At 37.9% G+C, this 26,103-nt stretch carries 21 protein-coding genes; 18 read left to right on the top strand and 3 right to left on the bottom strand.

All coding sequences use genetic code 11. The features are described 5' to 3' along the window. Positions 1-21 precede the first annotated feature (21 nt). From NQ488_03855 to NQ488_03905, 11 genes are all read left to right on the top strand, one after another. Positions 22-918, top strand: coding sequence for a hypothetical protein (locus tag NQ488_03855; protein ID UWN96456.1), 897 nt, complete (start codon positions 22-24; stop codon positions 916-918). A gap of 27 nt (positions 919-945) precedes the next feature. Further along, positions 946-1,164, top strand: coding sequence for a DpnD/PcfM family protein (locus NQ488_03860; protein ID UWN96457.1), 219 nt, complete (start codon positions 946-948; stop codon positions 1,162-1,164). Continuing rightward, positions 1,161-1,529 (top strand): hypothetical protein, encoded by a 369-nt coding sequence (locus NQ488_03865; protein ID UWN96458.1) that lies wholly within the window; start codon positions 1,161-1,163, stop codon positions 1,527-1,529. Before NQ488_03860 ends, NQ488_03865 begins: the two co-directional genes overlap by 4 nt. Positions 1,530-2,384: 855 nt before the next feature. Further along, the gene (locus NQ488_03870; protein UWN97097.1) at positions 2,385-2,687 is read left to right on the top strand and encodes a TnpV protein; all 303 of its coding nucleotides are present in this window, start codon (positions 2,385-2,387) and stop codon (positions 2,685-2,687) included. 3,950 nt (positions 2,688-6,637) lie between these two features. Further along, complete coding sequence (locus tag NQ488_03875; protein ID UWN97098.1) at positions 6,638-9,184, top strand: helicase-related protein; 2,547 nt, start codon at positions 6,638-6,640, stop codon at positions 9,182-9,184. Between the two features lie 13 nt (positions 9,185-9,197). Continuing rightward, positions 9,198-9,815 carry a class D sortase gene (locus NQ488_03880; GenBank protein UWN96459.1) on the top strand — a complete coding sequence of 206 codons (618 nt, stop codon included), beginning with the start codon at positions 9,198-9,200 and terminating at the stop codon, positions 9,813-9,815. Further along, positions 9,808-10,206, top strand: a complete 399-nt coding sequence (locus NQ488_03885) for a hypothetical protein (protein UWN96460.1) — start codon at positions 9,808-9,810, stop codon at positions 10,204-10,206. Before NQ488_03880 ends, NQ488_03885 begins: the two co-directional genes overlap by 8 nt. Before the next feature lie 3 nt (positions 10,207-10,209). Then, complete coding sequence (locus tag NQ488_03890) at positions 10,210-10,926, top strand: SpoVG family protein (GenBank protein UWN96461.1); 717 nt, start codon at positions 10,210-10,212, stop codon at positions 10,924-10,926. 57 nt (positions 10,927-10,983) lie between these two features. Beyond that, a complete protein-coding gene (locus NQ488_03895) occupies positions 10,984-11,886 on the top strand; it encodes a hypothetical protein (protein UWN96462.1) in 903 nt (300 codons plus the stop codon). A gap of 584 nt (positions 11,887-12,470) precedes the next feature. Continuing rightward, positions 12,471-12,731, top strand: coding sequence for a hypothetical protein (locus NQ488_03900; GenBank protein UWN96463.1), 261 nt, complete (start codon positions 12,471-12,473; stop codon positions 12,729-12,731). Positions 12,732-12,797: 66 nt separating this feature from the next. Continuing rightward, complete coding sequence (locus tag NQ488_03905; protein ID UWN96464.1) at positions 12,798-13,025, top strand: hypothetical protein; 228 nt, start codon at positions 12,798-12,800, stop codon at positions 13,023-13,025. Between the two features lie 84 nt (positions 13,026-13,109). Here the strand turns inward: NQ488_03905 and NQ488_03910 are convergent, their stop codons facing one another. After that, entirely contained in the window at positions 13,110-13,820 is a 711-nt protein-coding gene (locus NQ488_03910) for a hypothetical protein (GenBank protein UWN96465.1), read from the bottom strand. A gap of 520 nt (positions 13,821-14,340) precedes the next feature. Between NQ488_03910 and NQ488_03915 the strand changes: the two genes are divergently transcribed. The 7 genes from NQ488_03915 to NQ488_03945 all read left to right on the top strand — a co-directional run bounded on the left by NQ488_03915 (position 14,341) and on the right by NQ488_03945 (position 24,612). Further along, positions 14,341-16,077: a proline--tRNA ligase gene (locus NQ488_03915; protein UWN96466.1), complete on the top strand. Its 1,737-nt coding sequence runs from the start codon at positions 14,341-14,343 to the stop codon at positions 16,075-16,077. Positions 16,078-17,041: 964 nt separating this feature from the next. Further along, positions 17,042-17,749, top strand: coding sequence for a hypothetical protein (locus NQ488_03920; protein UWN96467.1), 708 nt, complete (start codon positions 17,042-17,044; stop codon positions 17,747-17,749). A gap of 81 nt (positions 17,750-17,830) precedes the next feature. After that, positions 17,831-18,538 (top strand): hypothetical protein, encoded by a 708-nt coding sequence (locus NQ488_03925; GenBank protein UWN96468.1) that lies wholly within the window; start codon positions 17,831-17,833, stop codon positions 18,536-18,538. 77 nt (positions 18,539-18,615) lie between these two features. Next, on the top strand, positions 18,616-20,040 hold the full coding sequence (locus tag NQ488_03930; protein ID UWN96469.1) for a radical SAM protein: 1,425 nt from the start codon (positions 18,616-18,618) through the stop codon (positions 20,038-20,040). Positions 20,041-20,064: 24 nt separating this feature from the next. Beyond that, on the top strand, positions 20,065-21,402 hold the full coding sequence (locus NQ488_03935) for a radical SAM protein (protein UWN96470.1): 1,338 nt from the start codon (positions 20,065-20,067) through the stop codon (positions 21,400-21,402). A gap of 582 nt (positions 21,403-21,984) precedes the next feature. After that, positions 21,985-23,313: a radical SAM protein gene (locus tag NQ488_03940; GenBank protein UWN96471.1), complete on the top strand. Its 1,329-nt coding sequence runs from the start codon at positions 21,985-21,987 to the stop codon at positions 23,311-23,313. 90 nt (positions 23,314-23,403) lie between these two features. Further along, complete coding sequence (locus NQ488_03945) at positions 23,404-24,612, top strand: histidine phosphatase family protein (GenBank protein UWN96472.1); 1,209 nt, start codon at positions 23,404-23,406, stop codon at positions 24,610-24,612. A gap of 84 nt (positions 24,613-24,696) precedes the next feature. Here the strand turns inward: NQ488_03945 and NQ488_03950 are convergent, their stop codons facing one another. Both NQ488_03950 and NQ488_03955 read right to left on the bottom strand, forming a co-directional pair. Next, positions 24,697-25,548 (bottom strand): IS3 family transposase, encoded by an 852-nt coding sequence (locus NQ488_03950; GenBank protein ID UWN96473.1) that lies wholly within the window; start codon positions 25,546-25,548, stop codon positions 24,697-24,699. Continuing rightward, a complete protein-coding gene (locus tag NQ488_03955; GenBank protein UWN96474.1) occupies positions 25,545-25,913 on the bottom strand; it encodes a hypothetical protein in 369 nt (122 codons plus the stop codon). Before NQ488_03955 ends, NQ488_03950 begins: the two co-directional genes overlap by 4 nt. Positions 25,914-26,103: the final 190 nt, after the last annotated feature.

Raw genomic sequence — 26,103 nt, forward strand, 5'->3', positions numbered from 1 at the left:
TCTCTGAGACTGGAGGTAAGAATGGATTTAAAAGATATGATACTGGTAACAGAAAACGACAGGGGAACAGAGACAAATATGCTGATGGCTCTGGATGATTATAAGAGTTTTATAGCAATTGATGACATGTCAGAGCTTGCAGAAAATTTGTTGCAGCTTGGAAGGACACTTGGTGAAGCAGATAACTTCACAGAGTATTACAGGGCAGCAAATGTAACTGTATCTGCAAGATTCTGTCTGGATGATATTCAGCTGGGACATTTTCTTCAGGGGTTTTATAACGATTCCAAAAAATTTCGGTTTGATAAAGAAGCCAGTTCTTCTGAATGTGTTGCAAAGCTTAAGGAGATTGGAATGACCGATAAGGGCTGGGTGGATGATTTTAACCTGCATTATGAAATGGAGAACCGCTCATTTGAAAGGGGACAGACATTTCATAACTTCAATGACCATGATTACATGGTGCTTGAAGCATTATCACCAAGGAATCTCGTGGTGATGGATATGAAGTCAGGTTCTCTTACAATCGCCCTTGGTGCGACAGAGTATAAGCGTTATCCGAAGGATGAGAAGCCTACAAAGGACAATACCACAATCGGGGTATCGTGGGAGCATGGCATTTATCTAGGTTCCACACTTTCAACCACGAATTTCAAGGCATACAAGAGGGAGTATGGCACACCGGAAAAGATAGAGGATATCTATGATTACAGGGCAAAGCTAAAGCAGAAGTTCTATTTTTATCAGGATATGTCAAAGGATGATGATGTACCAAAGAAGCTGCAGAATGACTTCCTTCACCAGATGTATGAGGATTTTGGAACGATTGAAGAGGACTGTTTTTACGACAGGCTGGAAGATGGAAAGTACGATGAAGGCTTTAAGGAAAGACAGGTAAAGGAAGAAAAGAGCCGGTGATGAGATTTTTACAGGAGGCGATATCATATGGAACAGGAATTTGATGTTGAGATAAAAGAAGTGCTCTCAAGAGTACAGAGAGTAAAGGCAGAGTCGCTTGATGATGCCATCAATAAGGCAATGGATATGTATTATGCAGAGCAGATAGTCCTTGGAGCAGAGGACATGAAGGGAGTTGATTTTACGCCTATCAGCGAAGGTCAGCTCCCTTCTTCATTAAAAGAAAACGGAGGAAGAGCAAGATGAAAAGTGATTCAACAACAGTAATTAAGAACATGGAGTTTTTAGTAAAGGAACTTCATAAGGAGTGGGACAGATCGGGTGCTTCTAAGGCATCCGTTATTATTTCACTTGAGGAAGTAGATGGTATCAATAATAAGTTAAAAGAGATTATCTATCAGACACAGAAGTCAGTCGATGAGGATGAGCTGACCTTTAAACAGAGCATTGCAAAATCAAAAGAGTGCTATGTGCTTCTTCGTGTGGTGCGTAAGATTGCAAAGAAAAAGGATAAATGTGAAAAACAGGCAATCGACAATGAATTTGCAATCGAGCTGGATAAGGATGAGTTAAAGCTATTTAAGGGATTGTTTGCAGAGATGTTTAAATAGAGGAGGACAAAGGTATGGGCGTTGATATGAAGGTCAAAGCGATATACGATTCTGAGATTGGTAACATCACCAGATCAGAAAAGAGCTGGAAGGATGTGTTAAAGGTCGCAGGTCAGTTATACCGCTATGAATTTGACAATATCGTTATGGTAACAGCTCAGAGACCTCTGGGAAAAAGCACACTCATGGCAGATTATGATACCTGGAAAAAGGTGGGAAGATATGTAAAGCGTGGTGCGAAAGGCTGCGCTATTTTCCCGTCAAGGGCACTGAATCCACGCATGAGGTATATCTTTGATATCAGTGATACCGGAGGGAAGAATGTCAAGCTGACATGGGACCTTGAGGGAGAAAATCTTAAGAATTATGTGGATTTTCTTGTATCAGAAGGTCAGATTGAGCAGTACGATAACAGCGACAGGGAGTCTCTAAAAAATATATTAAAACAGTTTACAGGAACAGATGTTTGGCTTATAATAAAAGAAGAGTTCGGAGACCGAATGACCGAGCTTATGCAGCTATCAGGTAGTGTGATAAAGGAAGAAAGTAAGAAACGCAATGGCTTACAGCAGGAAATGGACATGGAGCAGCTTGTATTTGCAAGTGTCATGTATGCTGTAGGGACGAGATGCGGATTTGACTTATCTGTGCAAGAACAGGATTTTAGTCAGATCGTAAATATCAAAGACGAAGAGATCATTTACCGTCTTGGTTCCATTGTATGCGATGTCTCCTGTAGTGTTCTTAGAGAATTTAGTCGTAACTTAAAGGCAATCGAGAGCGAAAGGAGAATTGGATATGTTAGAAGAAATGACTTACAAGGAAGTGGACGGACTGCTTTATCCGCAGATAGAGATGCCGGACGAGACGGAGGATCTCACGAAGCTGGGCAAATACGGAAGGATGGCGATGAACTATCTAAAGGAGAACGAGCCGGCAAGATACAAGACGCTGATGAGATTCGGGAAGATGTACGAGAAGATGTCAGCGGTAGAGGAGGAAGCGAACCAGCTGTACGACCAGCTGGAGATGCAGTATCTGGCGAAGCACAAGCCACAGAATCCGTCATCGACAATGGAGATGTGGAAGATAAGAGAGCAGGCGAAGATGCAGGCAGAGGAAGTGGTACTCCATCAGATAGTGATGCGATTCCACTAGAATCAGATGATACAGAACTGAATAGGGAACTTGATGAAATCAATTCATTGGGTGTCAGTAAGGAAGCCGAATATACACAGGCTTCCTTTTTTTTCGACCAGAACGGGCAGGCAAGCATTGGCACCATTCATACAGAGGACGAAAACAATAATCAGTTTATGCGTCAGTTCGAGCAGGACAGAAAAGCTGCACTAGCAGGTAAATACAATTATCTGAATCCCAAAAAGTCTGCAACAGTACCAGGTGAGTATATCAAACAGGTGCTTATGAGAGGTACAGGCTTTGTCGGTGGCAAGGGCAGGGTATGCAAGATTTTTGAAACAGAGATTGATGCAGGAACCAGGGCAAAGCGTATCAAAGCAGAGTATGGTCAGGGAGGTGCAGGCTGGCCGGTTGACGGACTGGGACTGCACGGATATGACACATTTCATGGGAACGGACTGCGTTTTCAGTGGCGAGATGAGGATGGAGAGGTTGAAGGATATGTTTCATGGAAAGATATCGAAAAAGAGCTTGGCGTCCTTATTCTTACAGGGGAATACCAGCCTGAGACACCTCGTATTGATGAGCTTGCGATGGACGGACTCCGTGAGGATGATGAGGTCATTGATGCCGAATACCGGGAAGTGGAACCGGAAAAGGCAGAATCAGAGATTGATGATTATGCAATACCGGATGAGCCGGAGAGCTATGCTTCTAACAGAGATTATGTAAGTGCAAAAGGCATGACACCACAGGAAACTGCCGATGAAGACCGCATGGTAACACAGGCAGAATATGGTGCAGAGATAGAAGCTAAAACAACTGAAAAAGATCCATCAGAGCTTCAGTATATTACACCGATTGATTATGCCAAGCGTATTGCAGAGCTTGATGAAGACCTGCGTGATGCGGCGGAGCTTCTTGTAACAGATTGCAGCTGCTACACTCCGTTTAGGGCATTCCTTATGGATGTGGTGCAGTCTGATTTTGCATTTATGCCCAATAAACTTGACCTTATCAGGGATATTGCATTAGGGACAGATAATGCAGAAAGAAAGGCATATTCCAACAATAAGTATGGTCTTGTGGAGTACTCAATCAGAAGCGGTTATGTGAAGATCAGCTATAAGAACAGGAATGGTGTGCGTAAGGAAGGTGCACTCGACTGGCGTGAGTTATATGAAATCTTATCTTATATGGTAAAACAGCCATTTTACTGCGGAGAAGACCAGAAGAAGTATTATCAGGAGACAAAGCAGAAGGCTGACAGGGATAAGATGAATCCGGTCTATAAGAGATTCTTTGATATCGAGGATAGTGTAAGAGCCAATCGTCTTGAAACCAGGGAAAGAGCAATAGCGAATGGCTGGGATACCAAGATTGATGAGAATGGTCGTATTGTGTCAGATAATGTCAAACCAGCGTCAGTTGATGTATCTGATGATTTGTATCGAGATGACAGTCAAAGAGAATCAACCGAAGAATCTCAGTTACAGGATGAAACAGAACTGGCAGTTGCTGACAATCAGAAAAAGCACAACTTCCATTACAATCTCTGGGAGTTGGAAAAAGGCGGTGCCAAGACCAGATACAAGTGGAACATTGACGCAATCCGCACTTTAAAGCAGATTGAGTCAGAGAACCGCTTTGCCACACCAGAGGATCAGAAAATCCTGTCGAAGTTTGTCGGCTGGGGCGGACTGTCACAGGCATTTGACGAGGAAAACGCAGGCTGGAGCAAAGAGTATACAGAACTGAAAGAACTTTTATCTGATGAGGAATACAGTGCTGCAAGGGCAACAGTAAATAACGCCTTTTATACTTCACCGGAGATTGCCATGTGCATAAATTCGGCACTTGTCCAGTTTGGTTTCAGAGGCGGCAATGTATTAGAGCCATCTATGGGTATCGGTAACTTCTTTGGAAGTATGCCGGCACCAATGCAGAGAAGCAAGCTGTATGGGGTAGAGCTTGACAGCATTTCAGGAAGAATTGCAAAGCAGCTTTATCAGAATGCCAATATCAGTATCACAGGATTTGAGAATACTACTTATCCGGACAACTTTTTTGATGTGGTTGTCGGAAATGTGCCGTTTGGCGATTACAAGGTATTTGATCCGAAGTACAACAAGTATAACTTCCGTATCCACGATTACTTCCTTGCAAAAGCACTTGACCAGGTAAGACCGGGAGGCATGGTTGCTGTAATTACCACAAAGGGAACACTTGATAAGGCAAATCCTACTATCCGAAAGTATCTGGCCGAAAGAGCAGAACTTGTGGGAGCGATAAGACTTCCGAATACTGCATTTAAAGATAATGCAGGAACCGAAGTGACAGCAGATATCTTGTTTCTGCAGAAGAGGGAGAGAAAGATTGATATTGAGCCGGACTGGCTACACCTTGGTGTGACTGAGAATGGCATTGCAGTCAACTCTTATTTTGCAGAGCATCCGGAGATGATGCTTGGATCTATGGAGTATGATACAAGGATTTACGGACAGGACAGCAGATATACAGTCTGTGTGAATGATGATGAGAACTTCAATATGTACGAGGCTCTCAATAAGGCAATCGGAAATATCAAAGCACAGATGACAGATTTTGAGAGAGTGGCAGATGAGGCGGAGCAGACAGAGGAAGTTATCCCGGCTGATCCGGATGTGAGAAACTACACTTACACATTTTTTGAAGGAAAACTCTATTACAGGGAAAATTCCGAGATGGTAAAAAAAGAAGTATCACAGACTGCCGAGGAGCGAATCCGAAGCCTTGATGAAATCAGACAGATAACAAGAGAGCTGATTGATATCCAGATGGATGGCTGCAGCGAGGAGGAGCTTTCTGATAAGCAGAGACTTCTTAATGTAAAATATGATGCCTTCGTAAAGCAGTATGGAGCCATTACTTCAAAAGCAAACAGAATAGCATTCAGGGATGACAGCGATTATCCACTTCTTTGCAGTCTTGAGGAAGTAAACGAAGATGGGGAGGTGAAAAAAGCGGATATGTTTTATAAGCAGACGATTAAGGCAAAGACAGTCATAGACAGAGTGGAGACCGCTGTGGAAGCATTAAATGTATCCGTCAATGAATTTGGATATGTAAACCTCGCCTATATGCTCTCTATCTATGAGCCGGATATTACAAATGCAAAGGAAGAGCTTGCGGAAAAGACCGGACAGACAGTGGATGAGATAACTCTAAGTGACGATGCTTTGGCAGAGCTTAGAAGGGCAGTTCTTGTGGAAGAGCTGGACGGACTGATTTTCCTTAATCCCGACCGTTACAACGAGAACAATCCCGATATCGGCTGGGAGACAGCAGACGAGTATCTTTCCGGCAATGTGAGAGACAAGCTACGAGTAGCAAAAGCTATGGCAGCGGATACAGACAATCCACAGGCAGAAAGATTTGCAGGCAATGTGGCAGCACTTGAAAAGGTGCAGCCGGAATGGATTGAAGCTTCAGATATTGATGTAAAGATTGGTACGACATGGATTGAACCGCTTGATTATGAGCAGTTTATCTATGAACTTCTCAATACACCAAGACGTGCAAGAGCAGTCAGAAGTCAGTTTTACAATACAGGCATTCAGGTACACTTAAATAAGATGAGCATGGAATGGTTCATCGAGAATAAGAGCATGGATAAGCATTCAGTGGCAGCTACTAAGACCTATGGTACAAGCCGCATGGATGCTTATTCTATTTTTGAGGATACGCTGAATCTTAAAACTGTAACAGTAAGGGACAGGATTGATGACGGTGATGGCAAATATCATTACGAAGTCAATAAGAATGAGACAATGCTTGCAAGGGAAAAACAGAACATGATCAAGGAAAAGTTCAAGGAATGGCTGTTTTCAGAGCCGGAACGCAGACAGAAATATGTGGAGTATTATAACGAGACATTCAATAATATCCGCCTGCGTGAGTATGACGGAAGCCACTTACAGTTTCCGGGAATGAATCCGGCGATTGAGCTAAAGCCACATCAGAAGAATGCGGTGGCTAGAATCCTTCTTGGAGGAAACACCCTGTTGGCACACTGTGTCGGTGCCGGAAAGTCCTTTGAGATGATGGCTGCCTGCATGGAGCAGAAGAGACTTGGACTTGCCAATAAAACGATTATGGTTGTTCCAAAGCCGCTTATCGGGCAGACTGCATCAGAGTTTTTAAGGCTTTATCCGTCAGCCAATATCTTAGTTGCCACAGAGCGTGATTTTGAAAAGAGCCGCAGAAAGCAGTTTGTATCAAGGATTGCAACAGGTGACTATGACTGCATTATCATGTCCCACTCGCAGTTTGAGAAAATCCCGATCTCAGCAGAGAGAAAGGAAAGAATGCTCAATGAGCAGATAGATGAAATCAGCTATGCGATTGATGAGATGAAAGAGCGTAATGGAGAGCGTTGGACTGTAAAACAGATGGAAAGCCAGAAGAAAAAGCTGGAGGAGCAGCTTAAATCACTATCTGATGAAAGCAGAAAGGATGACCTTATTACCTTTGAGGAGCTGGGGGTAGATTCTATCATGGTAGACGAAGCACATAATTTTAAGAACCTTGCGATTTTTTCCAAGATGAACAATGTGTCAGGTATCAGCAGCAGTGGAGCAAAGAAGTCAACGGATATGCAGCTTAAATGCCAGTACCTATCAGAGATAAATGATGGCAGGGGCATTGTGTTTGCTACAGGTACACCTATATCCAATACCATGTGTGAGATGTATGTCATGCAGCTTTACTTACAGAAAGCGGCACTTGAAGAGATGGGGATTTATCACTTTGATTCATGGGCAGCGAACTTTGGTGAAGTGACAACAGCACTGGAGCTTACTGTAGAGGGAAGCGGATTCCGTTTTAAGAGCAGATTCAATAAGTTTACGAATCTGCCGGAGCTTATGAATATCTTTAGAGAGGTAGCTGATGTGCAGACCGCAGACATGCTTGACCTTGATGTGCCGGCTCTCCGTGGCGGCAAGCCTATTATTGTGGAGTCGGAGCCTGACTGGTATGTGAAGCAGGTCATGGAAGACTTTGTTGTGAGGGCAGAGCGTATCAGAGGCGGTGGAGTTGATCCAAGCGTGGATAACTTCCTAAAGATTACCCATGAGGCAAGACTATTAGGAACAGATGCCAGACTGATTGATAAGGATGCACCGAACAATCCGGACGGAAAACTCAATAAGGTAGCAGAAAATGTGTGGAAAGAATACGAGAAAGGAAATGCCAACGGTCATATAGGCTGCCAGCTTATTTTTTCGGATATCGGCACACCGGGACCGGATAAGGACTTTACCATCTACGATTATCTGAAGGAAACACTTATCCAGTATGGTATTCCGGCAGATGAGATAGCATTTATTCATGATGCCAAAACGGATGCACAGAGGGACGCACTTTTTAAGGAGATGAGGACAGGTAAAAAGAAGGTTCTTATCGGTTCAACGGACAAGTGTGGAACAGGTGTCAATGTGCAGACACACCTTGTAGCAATGCATCATGTGGACTGTCCTTGGAAGCCAAGCTCCATTGAACAGAGGGAAGGACGAGGCATCAGGCAGGGCAACGAAAATGAAGAGGTGGCTATCTACAGATATGTCACAAAAGGAACCTTTGATGCATACAACTGGTCACTTGTCGAGAATAAGCAGCGTTTTATCAGTCAGGTTATGACAAGCAAGGCTGTAAGCCGAAGCTGCGAGGATATCGACGAGGCTACACTTTCCTATGCAGAGATCAAGGCGGTTGCTACAGGTAATCCTCTGATCAAGGAAAAGATGGAGATTGACAATGATGTCCAGAGATTAAAGCTCTTAAAGGCATCCTATGACAATCAGAGATATGGCTTGCAGGATAACTTTATGATCAAGTATCCGAAGCTGATTAAGACAGCAACAGAAAAGCTTGCCAATGTCCGTGAGGATGTAAAGGCAAGGGATAAAGAGCTGATTGATAATCCGGAATTTGCCATTACTATAGGCAAAGCAACTTATACTGAGCGTGTGGATGGCGGAACGATGATGCTTGAAGCAATCAGCAAATGCAAGACCGGAGAGACAACTGCAATTGGTAAATTCCATGGATTTGAGCTGCTTGTGGAAAAGAACTTCCTTGACATCAATTATATGGTGCTTCGTGGAAAGACAGAGTATAAAGCAGAGCTTTCCACCAGTCCGGTCGGCAGTATGGTGAAGCTTGAAAACCTGTTCAATGGACTCCATGAGAACATTGATTTCTTAGAAAAGAAGATTGAGCAGTACCAGAATGACCTTGAAGCATCAAAGACTGAGTATGATAAGCCATTTGCATACAGCACGGAGCTGGAAGAAAAGCTGGCAAGACAGTGTGAACTGAATGCCCAGCTTGACCTTGAGAACGCAAAGGCTGTGGATGCAGACCTGAGCGGACCGGAGGAAGAAAGAGAAGCAGATGACAGGATGGAAGCTGCAGCAATTGTAGCTGAGGATAAAGGCACTTATTCAGCCGACAGAGAGGGCAGAACACGATAGGAGAGTGAATAATATGAGCATAAGAAAAGTGGTCGCAGGACTACTGATTACAGCAGGGATTGCCATTATGGCAGTCCCTTTTTTCTGGAGGGCAACCGGAGAAAAACAGACAGAACAGCTCATAAGTGAATTTGAGCAGACATTGGAGGATGATTACGATGAAGAAACAGATGTGGAGGAAGAGCAAACCTCCATTAGTGAAGAGGATGAAGCCATTCTTAAAGAAGGCGGTGTTATCGGCATCATTGAGATACCGGGGTTAGATATCAGGTATCCGGTAATGGAAGGAACCACAAGTAAAGTGCTTAATGCAGGGATTGGTCATATAGAAGAGACTGCAGGAATCGGTGAGAGTGGCAACTGTGTATTGTGCGGTCACAATGGCAGCAGATATGGCACATTTTTTACACCACTAAGTCAGATATCCATAGGTGATGAAGTGATGATAACCGACAAAAAGGGACAGGAGCATATCTATGAGGTAACAGAGACAGAGGTAGTAAATCCGTATGATAACAGCATTAAGACACAGGGAGAGGAAAAGGAATTAACTCTTTTTACCTGTTCACAGAAGGGTACTATGCGTTTTGTGGTCAGATGCAGATATAAGGAGGCAGGTGTGGATGAATAAAAGATACCGGTTAGGTGAGATAGAAGAGGCAGTAGCAGAAATGGAAGAGCTAATTGACATCGAGGATGATATTGCAGAGATTGATGATGAATTTCAGATAGTCGTAAGCGGCTGGTCTGTGTATGTCGAAAGCCTGAATCTGACACTCAGACAGGGAATAGCCTGTGTATGGGATGCAGAGGAAGGATTATTTATGCCTGATTTTGATGTGACCATCGTGTATGAGGGGAACATTGAAACACAGGAGTGGCTCTGCTATGAGCAGGACGGAATGGTCGTTACACTTGGCAACTGGTTAAATGGCAGATTGTCTTGTGAACAGATAGAACAGCTTTGGTGTGAGCTTATCATACCAAAGCAAAACAAAGAACAAAAAGAAAGCGAGGAATAGCATATGAAGTATTCAATTAAGGTAAACGAAGTAAGGGCAAAAGAGGGCAGCAATATCAAAGGATTTGCAACAGTAGTATTTGGTGATTCATTTAAGATCACCAATATTGCAATCCTTGAGAATAGGGAAAAGGGCGAATTATTTGTATCTATGCCAAGATACAAGAGTAATGAAAAAGATGCCAACGGAGGTGGCGTTTACAAGGATGTATGTAATCCTATCACAGCAGAGTTTCGGGAGGAGTTATATACCAATATCCTTGAGGAGTACAACAAGGTTGTAGCAAATGAAAACAGGGATATGGAAGAGGACAAGGGCAGTATTGCGACTCCTGAGTTCTCTGTTACAGTAACACCTTTTACCAGAGAAAATAGCAATATCAGAGGACTTGCAAGGATCTATTTTGAGGATAGCTTTATTGTCAACAATGTAAATCTGTTACAGGGCAAGGAAAACATTTTTGTTGCAATGCCATCATATAAGACTAAGCAGGTTGATGAACAGGGCAGAGCGATTTATCGGGATGTATGCTATCCAGTAACTAAGGAGTTTAGGAAAAAACTTTATGCTGAAATTGAGAGAGCCTACAATGAGGCACTTGATAAGCAGAAGCAGGAAGCACAGGAAAAGGTACAGAATGGTAATGATAAGAGTCAGCAGCCAAAGACTTATGAAAATGAGTTTATTCAGAAGGACTCTTCACCAAAACCATTCAGATAAAAGCAATTAGCAGTAGGGGCAGAGCAATGTGCTCCTATTTTGCGGAAAGGAAAGATAATGGAAAGCACGATGATAAATGATGAGGTTATGCAGGAACTCATTACTCTCTTAAGAGAAAACAATATGAAGTGTGAAACCAACGATACTTTTGATATTTGTAATTATATTGACGGTTTGCAGAATAAGATTTCTGGAATGCAGATTGAATTAGACAATATACAGCAACAGTTAAAACAAATGGAAAAAGATAAGCTGGTTAATAAGTTAAAATCCCAGCTTTCAAAGGCACAGACAAAAGTATCAAATACTTTCGGACAGATAAAGACAGAGCTCTTTATCATAAAGAATAGTATTAAGTCTAAGGCTTCGAATATTATTTGTGATTTTAAGAAAAAAGGTAGGTCAGCATTAAATAAGATATATGAGGTGTTTGATGTAAAAGATCGACTTGTGAGTATGAGAGTAAAGGTAAAGGAATCTCAGGAAGATGTTGCACATGCACTTGATAAGATAGACGCATTTGCAGTGGGAATGAGTGAGGCTTCGCATATATTCAAAAATACTTTTCGTGAGCTATTTGATAAAAAGGCAAAGGATTATTCAAAGATAGACAAAAGGATAAAAATGTCTGATTTATTCAAAAAGTCTTGGATGGCAAAACAGAGTATTTTGGAGTCTATGGAGAAAAGAATTGACCGAGCTATAGTAAAGGTTGATTCTTTGCATAAAGAAGCAGAACTCAACAATATGATTAAGCTCTATGACAGATTGGAGAGCAGAATCGAATGTACCAAGGAGGCGGTAGTAATGCCTATGGTAGCGGAGAATGAAGCGGTGTACGGAGCAGATGCATTTGATAAGTATATGGAAAATTATAATGCGACGATGCAGTCTAAGGATAAGGCTGACAGAATTGCAGGAAATGTAGCAGCGGTAAAAAATGAAGGAAAAGGAAGATAAGAAAACACCTTCCCCAGACTTTATATTTATCGAAAACATGTCTGGTGTGGCGGCTTGCTGCACCAGATGCCTTACATGTAGGAATACTTGTAAGCAGGTGTTTAAGGTGGATGAAGTAAAGTGCTGTGGATGCAAGTTATGTGAGTGGGGGGGGAAGGCTGCAAAATGAAGAAGTACATATTAAATCTTGTTTTTTATACATATTTTTTATTGAAATAGGTGATAAAGAATTATGAAAAGTACGATATAATATATAATAAGGATAATTAGAGAAAATTTCTGTTTTAGTGCTACGTGAAATATGTTTGAAACCAGTTGATGGAGTTATTTCTTAACGGGATGATGAAAAAATAGTATTTGGATGTTACCTAGCTATATGGAAGGAATATGTGAAGTAGGTGCAATATCTATTACTTTTCCATTGACAGATAATGAAGGAAATATGATGTGTGATGGATATGGTACAAGGTGTGTTGCTTTCTGCAGGACATAATGTAGCACCACAGATGTATGGAGAAGAATATGTTTACCAAGATGGAAAAACGTTGTATTGAGATTAAGGTGACGTTATTCGATGTAAAGGTATGAAAGCAAAAGCTTCTGAAATCGTACAGGCAGAGAAGTGGAAAGGCAAGGAGGGATTAGATAAGGTATCAGAATTTGATGGATTGAAGGAAAATCTTATGTTTATTCGGGGAAAGCTTAGACAAGATATTACGGATACGAACAGAACCATTGCAAAAATTGATGCATTTGGTTCCGGGATGCGTGAGGCAGGTCAGATGGCAGCTAATACCTTCAAAACATTTGTGGATAAACCTGTGGTTGATTATGCAGAGAGGTAAAAGCGATTATCATAGACAGAAGCACTTAAGAAACCGTGGAAATGGCAAAAGAAGGTGTATCAAAATATGAAGCTTCATCAGGATGTAGCTATTGATAAGGTGCTGAAGTTATCCTTTGATGTCCATATTCAAGACATGTTGCGGAAGTGGGATGACCTCTATAAGAGAAATAAGGATATGTTTGACCAGACGAAGGAGAATGCTCCGAAGTCATTAGAAGCACAAGCAGTGGCAGAGCCAGGACATAATTATGTGACGGAAGTCAATCTGGTTAGTAAGGGAAGAAGCCGATAGAAATGGGAGGGTTATCATCTGTGGGTGGTATATATGTTAAGCATATATATTAAAGCAAAAATGTGAAGTTTTGATCTTTCCTTTCTACTGGTTCCTAAGATGTGTGGCAGAGACATATTTTCCGCGGAAAAAGAGATTGCGTTTGGAAGTGAGCCAGATTGCATAATCCTGTTTTAACTCATCCAGCTTCAAAAACATCTTGTTGTCATAATAGCCTCTGCCCATGACGAAAGTAGCATGACCAAACATATCTGCACCGCGTTTCATTGTAGAAAAGGTTACATCATTGGCGGATGTAAAGTTCTTTTCCTTTGAAGAATGAATCTTCGAGAAGATGCTGACGGGATGAGCGTTTTTGACTAGAACACAGCTCTCCGTCATGTGATAGCCTTTTTCATAAACATTTTTAGTGTCGGTACTCTTTGAACTATCCCTGACAGTACCAAGAGCCTCAAATTTATAACCATCAGGTTTTACGATGTCGCTGTCATCGATGTGAATAACAGTCTCATCTGGAACCCACCTGCGGATCAGGGAGAAATAAGAATTCAACGCTTTTGAAGGTGTACCTTTGTTCAGATGTCTGGCAAGCCTTTCCACAGAATTGACCTTTTTGGAAGATTCATGAAACTGGTCTACGATATCAGTAAGAAGACAGCTGCCAGAGGCAAGAATACCATAGGTCATGTCGGCAGTGAACTTGCTATCTGGTTTGGAAAGATGTCTGGAAATTTTTCTGGAAAAAGTTAAAATTTCCCGTTTCATTTGATAGGTATTTGATGTAAAATTAACCACAGGGAATCCTCCTCTTTTTTGTTTAGTATGATTTTTTGTGGTGAATTAATTTTACATCAAAAAGGAAGAAGATTGCTTATATTTTGGGCAATTTTTGAAAGTTGTTTATGGCTACACCTGAGAAACGATCCGGTAGTGGATAAAACTGCGGAAACTCAAGAAACTCAAGAAACTCAAGAAAGCAAAAATGGCTTGCAAAAACCACAAATTATGATATTATATAGATATATACATGAAGAAATACATATTCTGAAATCGATTTGCGAATGAGAAAAAATTGTGAGTCAAAAGGATAATGTTTGAACAAATGACCAAGAGGTACATTGTTTAATCATATGGCGGAAGAAATCTATACCAATATAGTACAGGTTGATTTATGTGCGTACGATAATCATGTATGTTTTTCCTAAATTCTTAATATGAATTTAATAGGATGAATAAGTGCTGTAGCATCAATTAGATTAAGATGCTGCAAAAATGTGTGTGAGATAATTTATTATTATAGAATGGAGTTGGATTTGTGAAATTAAATAATTTGATTGGTGAAAGATTCAAAGAAAAACCTGCGGATTGTGTAATAGACAGCTATGAATTCTGTATTCGTGGTGGTTATATAAAGTATGTGGCAAATGGAATATATTCATTATTCCCTCCTATGCGAAGAATTACACAGAAGATAGAAAAGATTATTCGAGAAGAGATGGACAGTGTTGGTTGTCAGGAAGTTTTATTTCCTGTAACTTTGCCTAGCTCATTGTGGGAGGAATCGGGGCGTTATCAAAGTGTTGGTGACGAACTTTTGAGATTCAAAGACAGAAACGGTTCACAGATGGTATTGGGAATGACACATGAAGAAGCTGCTGTTCATCTTGTAAGGGAGTATGGGCGTTCGTATGCTAGATATCCTTTCTCTATATATCAGATTCAGACGAAGTTTCGTGATGAAGCAAGACCAAGAGCAGGATTGATTCGTGTAAGAGAGTTTACGATGAAAGATGCATATTCATTTCATCTTACACAAAAAAGCTTAGAAGATTATTATCAACAGATGGCAAATTCGTATAACAGAATATTTGCTAAAGTGGGGATTCCTGAGGTGATATCTGTAAAATCAGATTCCGGTATGATTGGTGGTAATGTATCACATGAATATATGCTTTTGTGTGATGCTGGTGAGGATTCGATTGTATTATGTGATGATTGTGGATATAGTGCCAATATAGAGGCTGCTGAGACTAATGTTGAAAAAGAATTATCGGTAGAAGTTGAAGAATTGAAAAAAGTTAATACACCTAATTGTAAGACAATAGAGGAAGTGGGTCAGTTCCTTGGCATAAACAAGGAAAGATTTTGTAAGGCTGTAATCTATCAGAGGAATGAAGATGATTCATTTGTTGTTGTGTTTATTAGAGGTGATTATGAAGTAAATGAGACTAAATTGACTAATTATTTACATACTAAAGTTCATCCGGCTGTGTTAACAGAAGATTCAGAAATTATTGCTGGGTTTTGCGGCCCTGTTGGACTAAAAGGCGTAAGCAAAGTTATCTATGATAAATCGTTGACGAGTGTTAGTGATAATATGTGTTGCGGAGCAAATGAAATTGATTACCATTATGTTGGTCTTAATTTGCATCGTGAAATAGGTGAAATTGAGTATGTTGATGTTGCTAAGATTCAAGAAGGTGGCATTTGTCCGTGCTGCAATAAGAAGTCAATTAGAATTAGTCGTGGAATTGAGGTCGGCAATATCTTTCAACTTGGAACAAAATATTCAGATGCTATGGGATTGAAATATGTCGATACTAATGGCGAAGAGAAAGTGCCTATAATGGGTTGCTATGGTATAGGTATAGGAAGATTGGCAGCTTCAATCTGTGAGGCTCATCATGATGATTACGGTCCTATTTGGCCTATCTCTGTTGCACCTTGGCAGGTACATATATGTTGTATGCGTGCTGATAAGATAGAGTGTAAAGAGGTTACAGATAGGATTTACAATGAGTTGCAAAGTAGCAATGTGGAAGTGTTGTATGATGATAGAAAAGTTAGTGCTGGTGTAATGTTTTCTGATGCTGATTTACTTGGAATTCCTATAAGAATCATAGCTGGGCCGAAGAATATTGAACAGGGAAAAGTTGAAATATTAACTAGAAACAAAGCAGTAAAGAAGTTGGTTGATATTGACAGTGTTGTTGAGGAAGTAGGAGAACTTATAAAGATTTTACAGAAGGATGTTGCGAGAAGCATAGAATGACATTGAAACGGCATGGTAGTCAAGGTGCATTGCCATTCCTTCCTTTTCGAATGAAACTGGGACATACCAAGTGTATATAAAGCGAAACAGTATCTGTAAAATATGCATTGTAAAGGGATATTTATATGAGAAATAAGTTGATGGAGATATATGTCTTGTTGGCGCGTATATAACTAATATGATATTTCTTGTTAGTTGTTTGATGTTGGATTTAGTAACAATATTTACATGTTTGAACTGTATGGATCAAATTGTAGTATCCGTGTGAGTCCTGTTTAAGTGAGACAATAATTCGTCTGGCTTTGGCACTAAAGACAATCTTGGTTACATCGCAGCCTTATTTAGATAGCTCCTTGGAGAAGAGTTGTCTAAATAAGGCTTTTTTGAATTATACTATACGATTTCGGTCTGAGGCGAGTGCGACTATAATATAATTTTGTTGATATAATCTTTTGCAAAGGTCCGTTAGTTTCATATATTCATAGTATGAAAATCGTAGGAGTACACATGTGCAGGAACACTATCTGTGGATGGTAAAGGACATTTTTAGGACATCATTTGGATTTGGTACTCTTTAGGATACTCCTGTTTCTCGTTTGTTAACATAGCAGTGTCATTTTTTTATTTGGATATAGAACATATATATTTATACGCAATGAATTAAGAATGCTTTTCAGTGACAAGAACACATTTACGATTAAAATTTAGTGTTATGTTGAGTTTACTTAGTAGGAAGGTTGTTGATGTTCTCTTTTAGCTGTTTATGCGGTTAAAACAATCTATAAACCGACTACTGATTGTTAGATTCTTTTGGTCTGATTCTTTTTTTGGGGGGATGACAGAATATATTGGAATTATATTGTAAAGACACATTATTAAGGCGATGAAGCCACACAGGCAGAATTAAAAGATTATGAAAAGGAGCAACATTATTCAGTTAGAACGATTAATGAGTGAAGGATGAATGGTTATTTCTTTATCGGGTTATGATGGAATGGGAAAAAGTACAAGTGTTGATTTGCTTATGGAAAAAATATGTGAAAATCATGGACTTAAGGGGATGTCGGCACTCAAGGCAAATAATGGAACGGAAGTATACGAAAATATTGAACAGGTAGACGATATTTATAAGGTGCTTTCAAGATACGATGTAATAACTACGCGTTTTTATTTTAGAAGTAATAAAATGCAAAAGTTGCAGGAAATGGTTATGTTTGCTGAGACAGATGTTTTTGACAATACGGAATTGATTAAAGAAGTTACAGATGCGGCGAGGCAAGAAGCACAGATATGGTACGATCATGTTATATGGAAATTATTACGTAAAAACAAAATTATTATATATGATAGGTATTATTATGATGAGATAGCTTACAGGTCATTGTATAACTTAAAAAAAGAGTATATAGAAAGAAAGTATATTGGTTATCCAGAATCAAATATACGTATTCATCTCTTTGGTGATATGGATTTAATAAGAGAAAGAAATAGGACAAGGATAGATATGAAAACAGCATTGTTTAATTGTGAAGATAAGATGATGGAATTATACCAAAATATTGAATACATTAGTAAAAAATACAATATGATCCGTATGGATATAAAGGGAAAGACAAGGGATGAAGTTGCAGAAGATTTGTATACTATAGTTAATGGTTATTTGGAAGCATGAAGCATATCTAGATAGATTATTTGAGTGATTTGATAGAACTTATGCCGCAAAAGATACATAATTTGATATGAGGTGAACAGAATGATTATTTCATTTACGGGTTGTGATGGCGCAGGAAAAACCACACACATTGATTTATTAAAAAAAAGAATATGCAACAGTTGCAAATTATCGGGGATTAATTTGCTTGATATTACAAATGGAGTACTAGTGTATGAAAATATTCGAGACATTGATTTAATATATAAGCAACTGGAAAAATACGATGTTATAGTTACAAGGTTTTATATGAAGAGTAAATTGTGCAATGAGGAACAAAGAAAAATAAGACTTGGGTTAGATAGTGTCTTTAATAATTCTGAAAGAATTCGTAAAGTTCTTGATTGTGTAAAAACAGATTCAGATATTTGGAGAGAACATGTAATAAGTAAACTGCATGAACGGAACAAAATCATTATTGTTGACAGATATTATTATGATGAGGTAGCATACAGGTCAATGTATAATCTTGGACTTTATGAAGTAGAACAATATTTTTGCGATGCAATCAAGCCTGATTTGTCTTATGCACTATTAGCAAGTTTTGATGAAATTAGACAAAGAAACAACAATAGAGAAGATGGCTCTACGCCAATTTTTAGAGATAATGAGAAATTGCAATTATTGTTAGAAAGGATAGAACTTGTTGCAAATATGTATTCGCTCGAAAAAATTTATACTGATGGGAAGAATATTTCACAAACAGGGGATGAGATATATGATATTTTTTTGAAGCAATATCTAAAATAGCTAAATGTTGGAGATTCATATAAATTGAAGTGAGTGTTGGATAATATCTGCTGAGAAAGGTATACGGGTAAGTGTAGATGTTAAATATTGGGCTTTTAAGTTTTTTTGATGAAGATGAAGGTGGAAAATATACGATTGCATCACTGAGAATTGCAGCTTCGCTACTTGATATGGATAATGTTTCTGTTGAAATCATACCTATCCCTATTAATATATGCGATGAGCATTTATTGAGTGAGATTGACAAAATTAATAATTCAGATTTTGAAGTAATCGGTATGTCTGCATATGTATGGACGTGGGAAAAAATCAGAAAGATTAGTCTTGGTCTAAATCGAGATAAGATAAAGGCTGTTCTGGTTGGAGGACCAGAAATACAGAATTCAATCAGAAGTGATTGGTATGGCGATGAACTTTTTTCATATGGTGAAGGTGAACTGTTTACAAGAGAAATATGTAAGTTGCTTATTGAAGGCGCTAACATACAGGATATACATCAAATGCAGAAAATTGCAAATGCAGAAAAGAAAGATGATATCTATATTATTGAAAAAGACGGGGAATTATATAATTCAATCCCTATTTATACATTTGATAATCTGAAAAAATTGAAGATAGAAGATTTTTGTACAGATTATTGTTTTTATGAAACAACGCGAGGTTGTCCGTATAAATGCGGATACTGTGGACACAAATTCCGCCAAATTCCAGTTACATTTGATAAAAGTATATTAGAAAACGAGATTCGTTTTTTTGGAGAAGTTGGTCTTAAACGAATATTCATAGTGGATCCAATACTTGGAGGAACACCTAAAAGAGGCAAAGAAATACTATCTATGTTTAATAAGTATGCACCAAATACAAAAATCACTTCATTTTTGCGTCCAGAATATTTGGATGATGAATATCTTGAGTTATTATCAAGAAGTAGCATTGAGGAATTGAGATTTGGTATACAAACAATTAATGAAAGCGTACCAAATTGGATTCGAGCAAATAATATTAGCAAAATATTAAAAATTTTACCTTTATTAACAAGTACCGGTATTCCTTGGCGTGCAGAATTAATTGTTGGTTTACCGGGTGATGATATTTATGGACTTAAGAGAAGTATAGAATTTGTAATAAAAGAAGTGCATCCTACATATTTACATGCTTATCATCTTTCTGTGCTTAAAGAGACTGAAATGTATTCGCTTTTAAATAATCCTGGCGATAAGTGGATTAAAATTTATGAAGATACAATGCGAGCCAAAGAGTCATATAGTTATTCAGAAAAGGAACTTATATGGATGGTACAGTATGCAGTGCTCATCACAGCTCTATATAATATGTATGCGAGTGTTGATGAGATAACAGGTAAAGCAATAAATGAAGCTCCAGAATTTGCGGAACTTGAAAAGACTGTTATGGAACATATGGGTGAATTTGTCAGCAAGGGTCTGATTCATTATAGTGATGGCGAAAAGTACTGGGCTAAAGTGAAAAGTAGTGACAATTAGTATTTGAATAGGGGGGAGAACATTTTGGTTAATGTCGTTTTTGTAAGTTTATATTTGAGGACAGATGAGTATCCGCAGAAATATACATTGTCATCTATGAGATTGGCTTCATATATTATGTCAAGGGAAGATGTTAACGTTAGGATAATTCCTTCAAAGTATGATATGACAGATTGTGAAATAGAAGAGTTGGCTGAGACCTTAGATGGTATGAATATTAATATTCTTGGGCTTTCGGCATATGTCTGGACGTGGGATGTGATAAAAAAAATTAATTCTGCAATAACGCACAGAAATGATTTGTGTGTTATGGTTGGCGGTCCGGAATTAAAAAGTAGGTTATTGGATGATTGGGAAGGAAAACCTATATTTGTATATGGTGACGCAGAGCTTTTCCTTGATGAATTGTGTACACTAATGAGTGAAAAAAGAGATGTTCGAGATATTCACACTCGAGATATAATTTCTGATGCAGTAAAAAAGAATGGGGTATATTACACACCTTTGGATAGAAAGATTGCATGGAGAAATGCGTTGTATTCAGAAGAATTTTTTAAAAAGCTTAAATTGAATGAATTTTCAAATGAGTTTGTATGGATAGATATGTCGAGAGGTTGCACATATCAGTGCGGATATTGCGGATTTAGAAATCGTAAAGGCGTTGCCATCTTACAAAAAGACGCAATACATGAAGAAATTATTAATTTAGGCAAGATAGATGCTAAAAGAGTGTTTATTGTTGATGCTAATTTAGGAGGGATTCCTGCAATTGGTAAGTTTATCTTTAGTGAATTTGCAAAATATGCACCGAATGTCAAAATAATAGGATATTTAAGACCAGAGTTTTTGGATGATGAATATCTGGCGATTCTTGAAAAAAGTAACATAGAGGAATTAAGATTCGGAATACAGACAATTAATGAAAATGTACCAAGATGGATAAGGAATAATGATATAACAGCGGTGAAGACAATGCTTCCCAAATTGAAAGATGTAGGTGTGTTTTGGAGAGCTGAATTAATGGTAGGACTTCCAGGAGATGACTTTAAGGCATTAAAAGAATCGTTTAGATTTGTTATAGATGAGATACAGCCGAGTTTGCTGTTTGCATATCGTTTAACTGTATTACATGGTACAGAAGTTGAACAGTTATGCAATTCGAATGTGAGTGAATGGGTAAAAGCGGATGAAAGTTCAGGTGGGAAAGTATTGGCATCATTTAGTTATTCAGAAAAGGAGTTGATGGAAATGTTGGATTTTTCTAATAAAATTACCAATTTATACAATAAGGCGAAAGTTATTAAACCTACATATGAGGAATTGCTTGATTGTATGAAAAATAAAGTAAATAATGAAAGTTAGACAACTAATGCATTCTATAGCAAATAGGTCTCGTAACTTGTAAATTCAATAATACAGCTAATATATTTGAAATATAGTTTTTCATGTAAGAGAAATGCAACTAATCCAGTAAATGGTTAAAATACTACAATTAATGTTACAATCTGATTTTTGTATTGAAAAACGATAGCTATTTTTCATTATTGCAGTGGCGTCAATTCGTCTGTGAGTGGAAATCTATGTAACAAACACATTGAGCAACTTGTACTTGAGGATGGTTGTAATAGGAATACCATTTTCCTTTTGGACATTGTGCGTTCTACGCAAGTCTTCATTCCAGAAAGCTAAAAGTGATGATGTTATAAGAAATAGTTTTTTCCATCCGATGCTCGTATTATTATTCAGTTGGCATGGAAAATGCATAGCTTTTTTCAGGGCATTTAATTTGCAGCAGTAGAGAGTTTGAGTTTTTGTTGCCTATATCATTGAGTTTCTAAGGATATATGCTGTTAGGTGTGGAAAGATTTGGTTTAATAAAAAACAAAAGCGCTGGATGAGGGGTTGTAACACAGTAAAAAATATTAATGAAAATGGAGAAAAAGAATGGGACAGGAGAAACTACTAATTAGACAAGAGAATTTTGGATATTTGTTATACAGTATTCCTATGAAATGCTATTATACAGTAAAAAATAATGGTGAATTTATAGTAAGTACTGTATTAAACAATCTGCGGAATGGAAAAGATGTTTTTGAACAAATTGATGCCCAGTATTTGTCAGAACTAAAGAAAGTTGGATTTGATAATAATATTCGAGTGCTTGATCATCGCAATAAAGTTTCCAGACAATTATTTGCACCATTAGAGTATTATTTTGATTTCTCTAATAAGTGCAATCTTAGATGTCCACATTGCTATAACAGCAAACATTTGGGAAAGATAACAATGCCTGAAGAAAGTGTATCTGCGATTATTGATGAAATGTATGATCTTGGGGTAATGAGATTGCATTTGGCAGGCGGCGAACCAACGATAGAGAAAAAAGGAATTGCGAATTATCTTTCAACAGCTAAAAAGCATAACATTGTAACATCTATGGCAACCAATGGTACATTATTAACTGATGAGATGTGTGAGATACTTCTTGGAAATGATATGTTTGCGATAAGTATAAGTCTTGATGGATATGATGAGGAAACAAATAATAAAAGACGTGGAGAAGGTTTCTTTTCAGTAACTGTTGACGGTGTTAGGCGCCTTATCAAGAAAAGAGATGAGATGGGAAAGAAGACGGAAATATGTTTGAAGCCTATTTATGAGTATAATACTTCGTTAAATTTTTTTGATAGGATGACAGAGTTTGCTATCAGTCTTGGTGTTGATAAAATAAAGTTTTCTAATCCGGAGAGATCTGTAAATCATGAATTGGGATACTATGGAAAGCATATCGAACCATATTATGAGAAATTGAATTATATTTCAGAATTGCAGGTAAAATATAAAGGAAAGATTGCGATACTTAATGTTACTAACCCGATAGAAGGTTGCTTTGCTATTGGATTAAAAGAAATGAGGGGATGTATTGGAGGACAGGAACTTCTTACAATAAATCCTGATGGTAGAATTACTCCATGTTTAATGAATGATACAGAACTCGGTGATTATTTTGACTACAGGAGCATTAATAAATTTCTTCTGACTTCTAAGGCTTTAACAAATTATATTAGTTCTATTCAATATGAACCATGCTTTGACTGTGAAGCATATTCTATGTGCAGAGGTGGTTGCCAAGTTAGAAAGAGGGTGGAATATGGCAAGATGCAGTTTAAAGATCCATATTGTCCGATGGAATATAATAAAGCAGAGTTAAAGAAACTATATGAGATTGATTCAGATATTTTTGATTGTGTGTGTGTAAGCCATTCATTATAGAAATTATATATTAAAGTTGATAAATAAATGAAAGGCAACGTGATGACCAATTTGATTTTAGTAAGGCATGGAGAATCTGAAGGAAATAAGATGAGAATTATTCAAGGGAAAATGAATTTTTTTTCGTTAACACAAGAAGGAAGACGACAAGTAAAAGAGAGTACTCTTTCTAATATTAAATTGCTAAAAGAAATTAATGGCGTATATTCAAGTAGTATGATGAGAGCAATCGAGACAGCAAAGATTGTCATCAAGACAGCTGGCATAGAGCAAGAGGTTAAAAGCATGGAAATTCTTGATGAGATGAACCCCGGAGTGCTTAGTGGAAAAACACATGATTATGCAAAGGAGAATATGCCAAAAGAATATGCAATATGGACACAATATAAAGACCTTGATGGCATAGAAAGAGCTGAAACTGGCGATGAATTACAGGCTAGGGCGATAGCTTTTTTGGAATATATGTTACACAGTTGTGAACAAGGTAATTATGTTGTAGTTACTCATGCAGGTTTTTTGAGATGCCTTTATAATACAATTTTGAATAAAGACAGAACTACACCTGTTGATATTAGTAATGCATGTTTTCATAAGGTTGATGCATTTAAGTATTTTTCACCATTGGTAATTAAAGAGGGAGAAAAATGTAGCGTGTCATATATTTCAACATGTAATGGTGAATATGTTATAAAGCATATTAATAGACTATTGACAGAAACAGAGCTTTTATTATGTAAGGTGCAAAATAGGGTTTCTAAGAAAAATAGTCATATAACAGAGGTGCTTTTTGCACAAAATATGTGTTTGGCTGAAAATACATACGGACTTAAAATTTCCCGGTATATTGATGGAGAACATGATTTTCAAAAATATGATTATCATAAATCTATTGAAATATATAAGCAGGTTGAAAAAATCTATTGCGATTATAATGATGAAATCAGAAAAGAAAAAAGTATTCATCTATTTAAAGAGATAAGTTTGCTTAAAAAAACTAAATTGTATTTAGATAAGCTAAGAAATTGCGAAACAAAACAACTAGGAATCATTTTAACTGAGCATAAGGAAGATGAACATTATGATAGTTCACAATTTGGATTTATAATTTACGATTTACATAGGCGTAATATTATTTTTACAAAAGATAGTTTATATTTTATTGATATAGAATCTGTTTTATATGCACCAAGAGAGTATCAGGTAGCATCATACATTGTATCATTTATGATGCTGAATGATTATGCACTAGTCAACATATTTTGGACACAAAATTATAAAAATTATTCAGTTACAGCGTAAGGTTGTACAAGCCGTACGCCATCCTTGACATCGCTCCCGAAAACGCTGGTCGGCTTTCACCGACGGTATGAACTCATGAACAGATTATACTGCATATTTCTCACGGTATTGTTTCGGTGTAAGATAACTGAGCGCATAAGCAGGGCGCTCCTCATTGAAAAATTTTATATATTCATTCACTTCTTCGTAAACTGGTCGTTCACCTGTGACATGAAAATCCATAAATAATTCTGCTTTGATCCATCCGTTGATAGATTCCATCGCACTATTATCAGTAGGTGTTCCAGCTCTGGACATGGATCTTACCACATACATAGGAAGAAGATCATTGTATGCCTTTGAAGCATAGACGGATCCTTGATCTGAATGAAGAATCATTTGGTATTCTGGATGCTGCTTCTTTATTTCAAGGAGATTTTCCAGACCACTTATATAAGTCATTCGATCACCACGTTTTGATGATAGAGAATGACTTAGGATTTCATTATTCCAAAGATCCATATATAAGGTAAGTTCATAATAGATACCTTTTACCCAAAATGCAGTCATATCACTTACAATACATTGAAGTGGACCATCAATCTGAATCTCTGACATAAGAAGATTTGGAAAAATCTTAAACGGAGCACCAGGTTTCTTGTATTTATAATGTTTAGCTTTACTCTTTATACCAGCAGACTTGCAACATTTATGTGCATAAGGAGCAGACATCTCTATTCCTTTATCCAGACGAATTTTAGCATTTAACCATCTGTATCCATGAGATGGATATTTTAAATGGTATTCCTGGAATAACTGGATATTTTCAATCAATGCCCTTGTTCTTGGAGCTGGATTGCTGAGCATCTTCTTCCAATAATAGAAGCTGCTTCTATTGATGCCCATAGCATCACAAAGAAGATTGACCGGAAACTTTCCTGAGAGTTCCAAAATCACTTGATATTCTTGCTGCTGTAATGAATTACCGAACCATCCCCCTTCACTTCGTAACCTTTTTTTAATCGTGCCTCTGTGATACGTGCCTGGATAAGCGCTTGAATTAATTCTTCCTTTGTCATAGCTTCATATGATTCAAAATCAGGTTGTTTTGCTTCGATTGTTTGTGGAGTTTTGGAAACATACGTTGTTCTTTTCCTTCCGACATTTTTAGGTGGAAGATGGTTGGTATCTCGATATAGCCACATATAATTGCGAGCCGTATTGTCATTGATACCATACTCCTCAGCTGCTTGAAATCTTGTTAGTTCGCCTTCATAAATACGGCGCCCAATGTCCAACCGTTGTTCTAAAGTGTATTTCATGGTAACCCTCCTGTTAAATACGAAATCAATTAAGACTAAATATGAGAATTCCTTGTTTGAATTATAACTCATTTATGTCTAGAAATTGACCCCTCTGTGTCCAAAATTAGTTTACCACTTCAATTATGGTGATTCGGAAAAGGCAACAGAAAAATTTATTAACTACATTTGTTTGAAATGTGGATACAGG

Origin of the sequence: [Bacteroides] pectinophilus (genome assembly GCA_025146925.1) — a bacterium.
GTDB classification, from domain to species: domain Bacteria; phylum Bacillota; class Clostridia; order Lachnospirales; family Lachnospiraceae; genus Bacteroides_F; species Bacteroides_F pectinophilus.

Excerpts from the sequence above, each read along its gene's own strand:
- NQ488_03855 (UWN96456.1), top strand. The coding sequence starts at position 22 with ATGGATTTAAAAGATATGATACTGGTAACAGAAAACGACAGGGGAACA.
- NQ488_03860 (UWN96457.1), top strand. The coding sequence starts at position 946 with ATGGAACAGGAATTTGATGTTGAGATAAAAGAAGTGCTCTCAAGAGTA.
- NQ488_03865 (UWN96458.1), top strand. The coding sequence starts at position 1,161 with ATGAAAAGTGATTCAACAACAGTAATTAAGAACATGGAGTTTTTAGTA.
- NQ488_03870 (UWN97097.1), top strand. The coding sequence starts at position 2,385 with ATGCCGGACGAGACGGAGGATCTCACGAAGCTGGGCAAATACGGAAGG.
- NQ488_03875 (UWN97098.1), top strand. The coding sequence starts at position 6,638 with ATGAATCCGGCGATTGAGCTAAAGCCACATCAGAAGAATGCGGTGGCT.
- NQ488_03880 (UWN96459.1), top strand. The coding sequence starts at position 9,198 with ATGAGCATAAGAAAAGTGGTCGCAGGACTACTGATTACAGCAGGGATT.
- NQ488_03885 (UWN96460.1), top strand. The coding sequence starts at position 9,808 with ATGAATAAAAGATACCGGTTAGGTGAGATAGAAGAGGCAGTAGCAGAA.
- NQ488_03890 (UWN96461.1), top strand. The coding sequence starts at position 10,210 with ATGAAGTATTCAATTAAGGTAAACGAAGTAAGGGCAAAAGAGGGCAGC.
- NQ488_03895 (UWN96462.1), top strand. The coding sequence starts at position 10,984 with ATGGAAAGCACGATGATAAATGATGAGGTTATGCAGGAACTCATTACT.
- NQ488_03900 (UWN96463.1), top strand. The coding sequence starts at position 12,471 with ATGAAAGCAAAAGCTTCTGAAATCGTACAGGCAGAGAAGTGGAAAGGC.
- NQ488_03905 (UWN96464.1), top strand. The coding sequence starts at position 12,798 with ATGAAGCTTCATCAGGATGTAGCTATTGATAAGGTGCTGAAGTTATCC.
- NQ488_03920 (UWN96467.1), top strand. The coding sequence starts at position 17,042 with ATGGTTATTTCTTTATCGGGTTATGATGGAATGGGAAAAAGTACAAGT.
- NQ488_03925 (UWN96468.1), top strand. The coding sequence starts at position 17,831 with ATGATTATTTCATTTACGGGTTGTGATGGCGCAGGAAAAACCACACAC.
- NQ488_03930 (UWN96469.1), top strand. The coding sequence starts at position 18,616 with ATGTTAAATATTGGGCTTTTAAGTTTTTTTGATGAAGATGAAGGTGGA.
- NQ488_03940 (UWN96471.1), top strand. The coding sequence starts at position 21,985 with ATGGGACAGGAGAAACTACTAATTAGACAAGAGAATTTTGGATATTTG.
- NQ488_03945 (UWN96472.1), top strand. The coding sequence starts at position 23,404 with ATGAGAATTATTCAAGGGAAAATGAATTTTTTTTCGTTAACACAAGAA.
- NQ488_03955 (UWN96474.1), bottom strand. The coding sequence starts at position 25,913 with ATGAAATACACTTTAGAACAACGGTTGGACATTGGGCGCCGTATTTAT.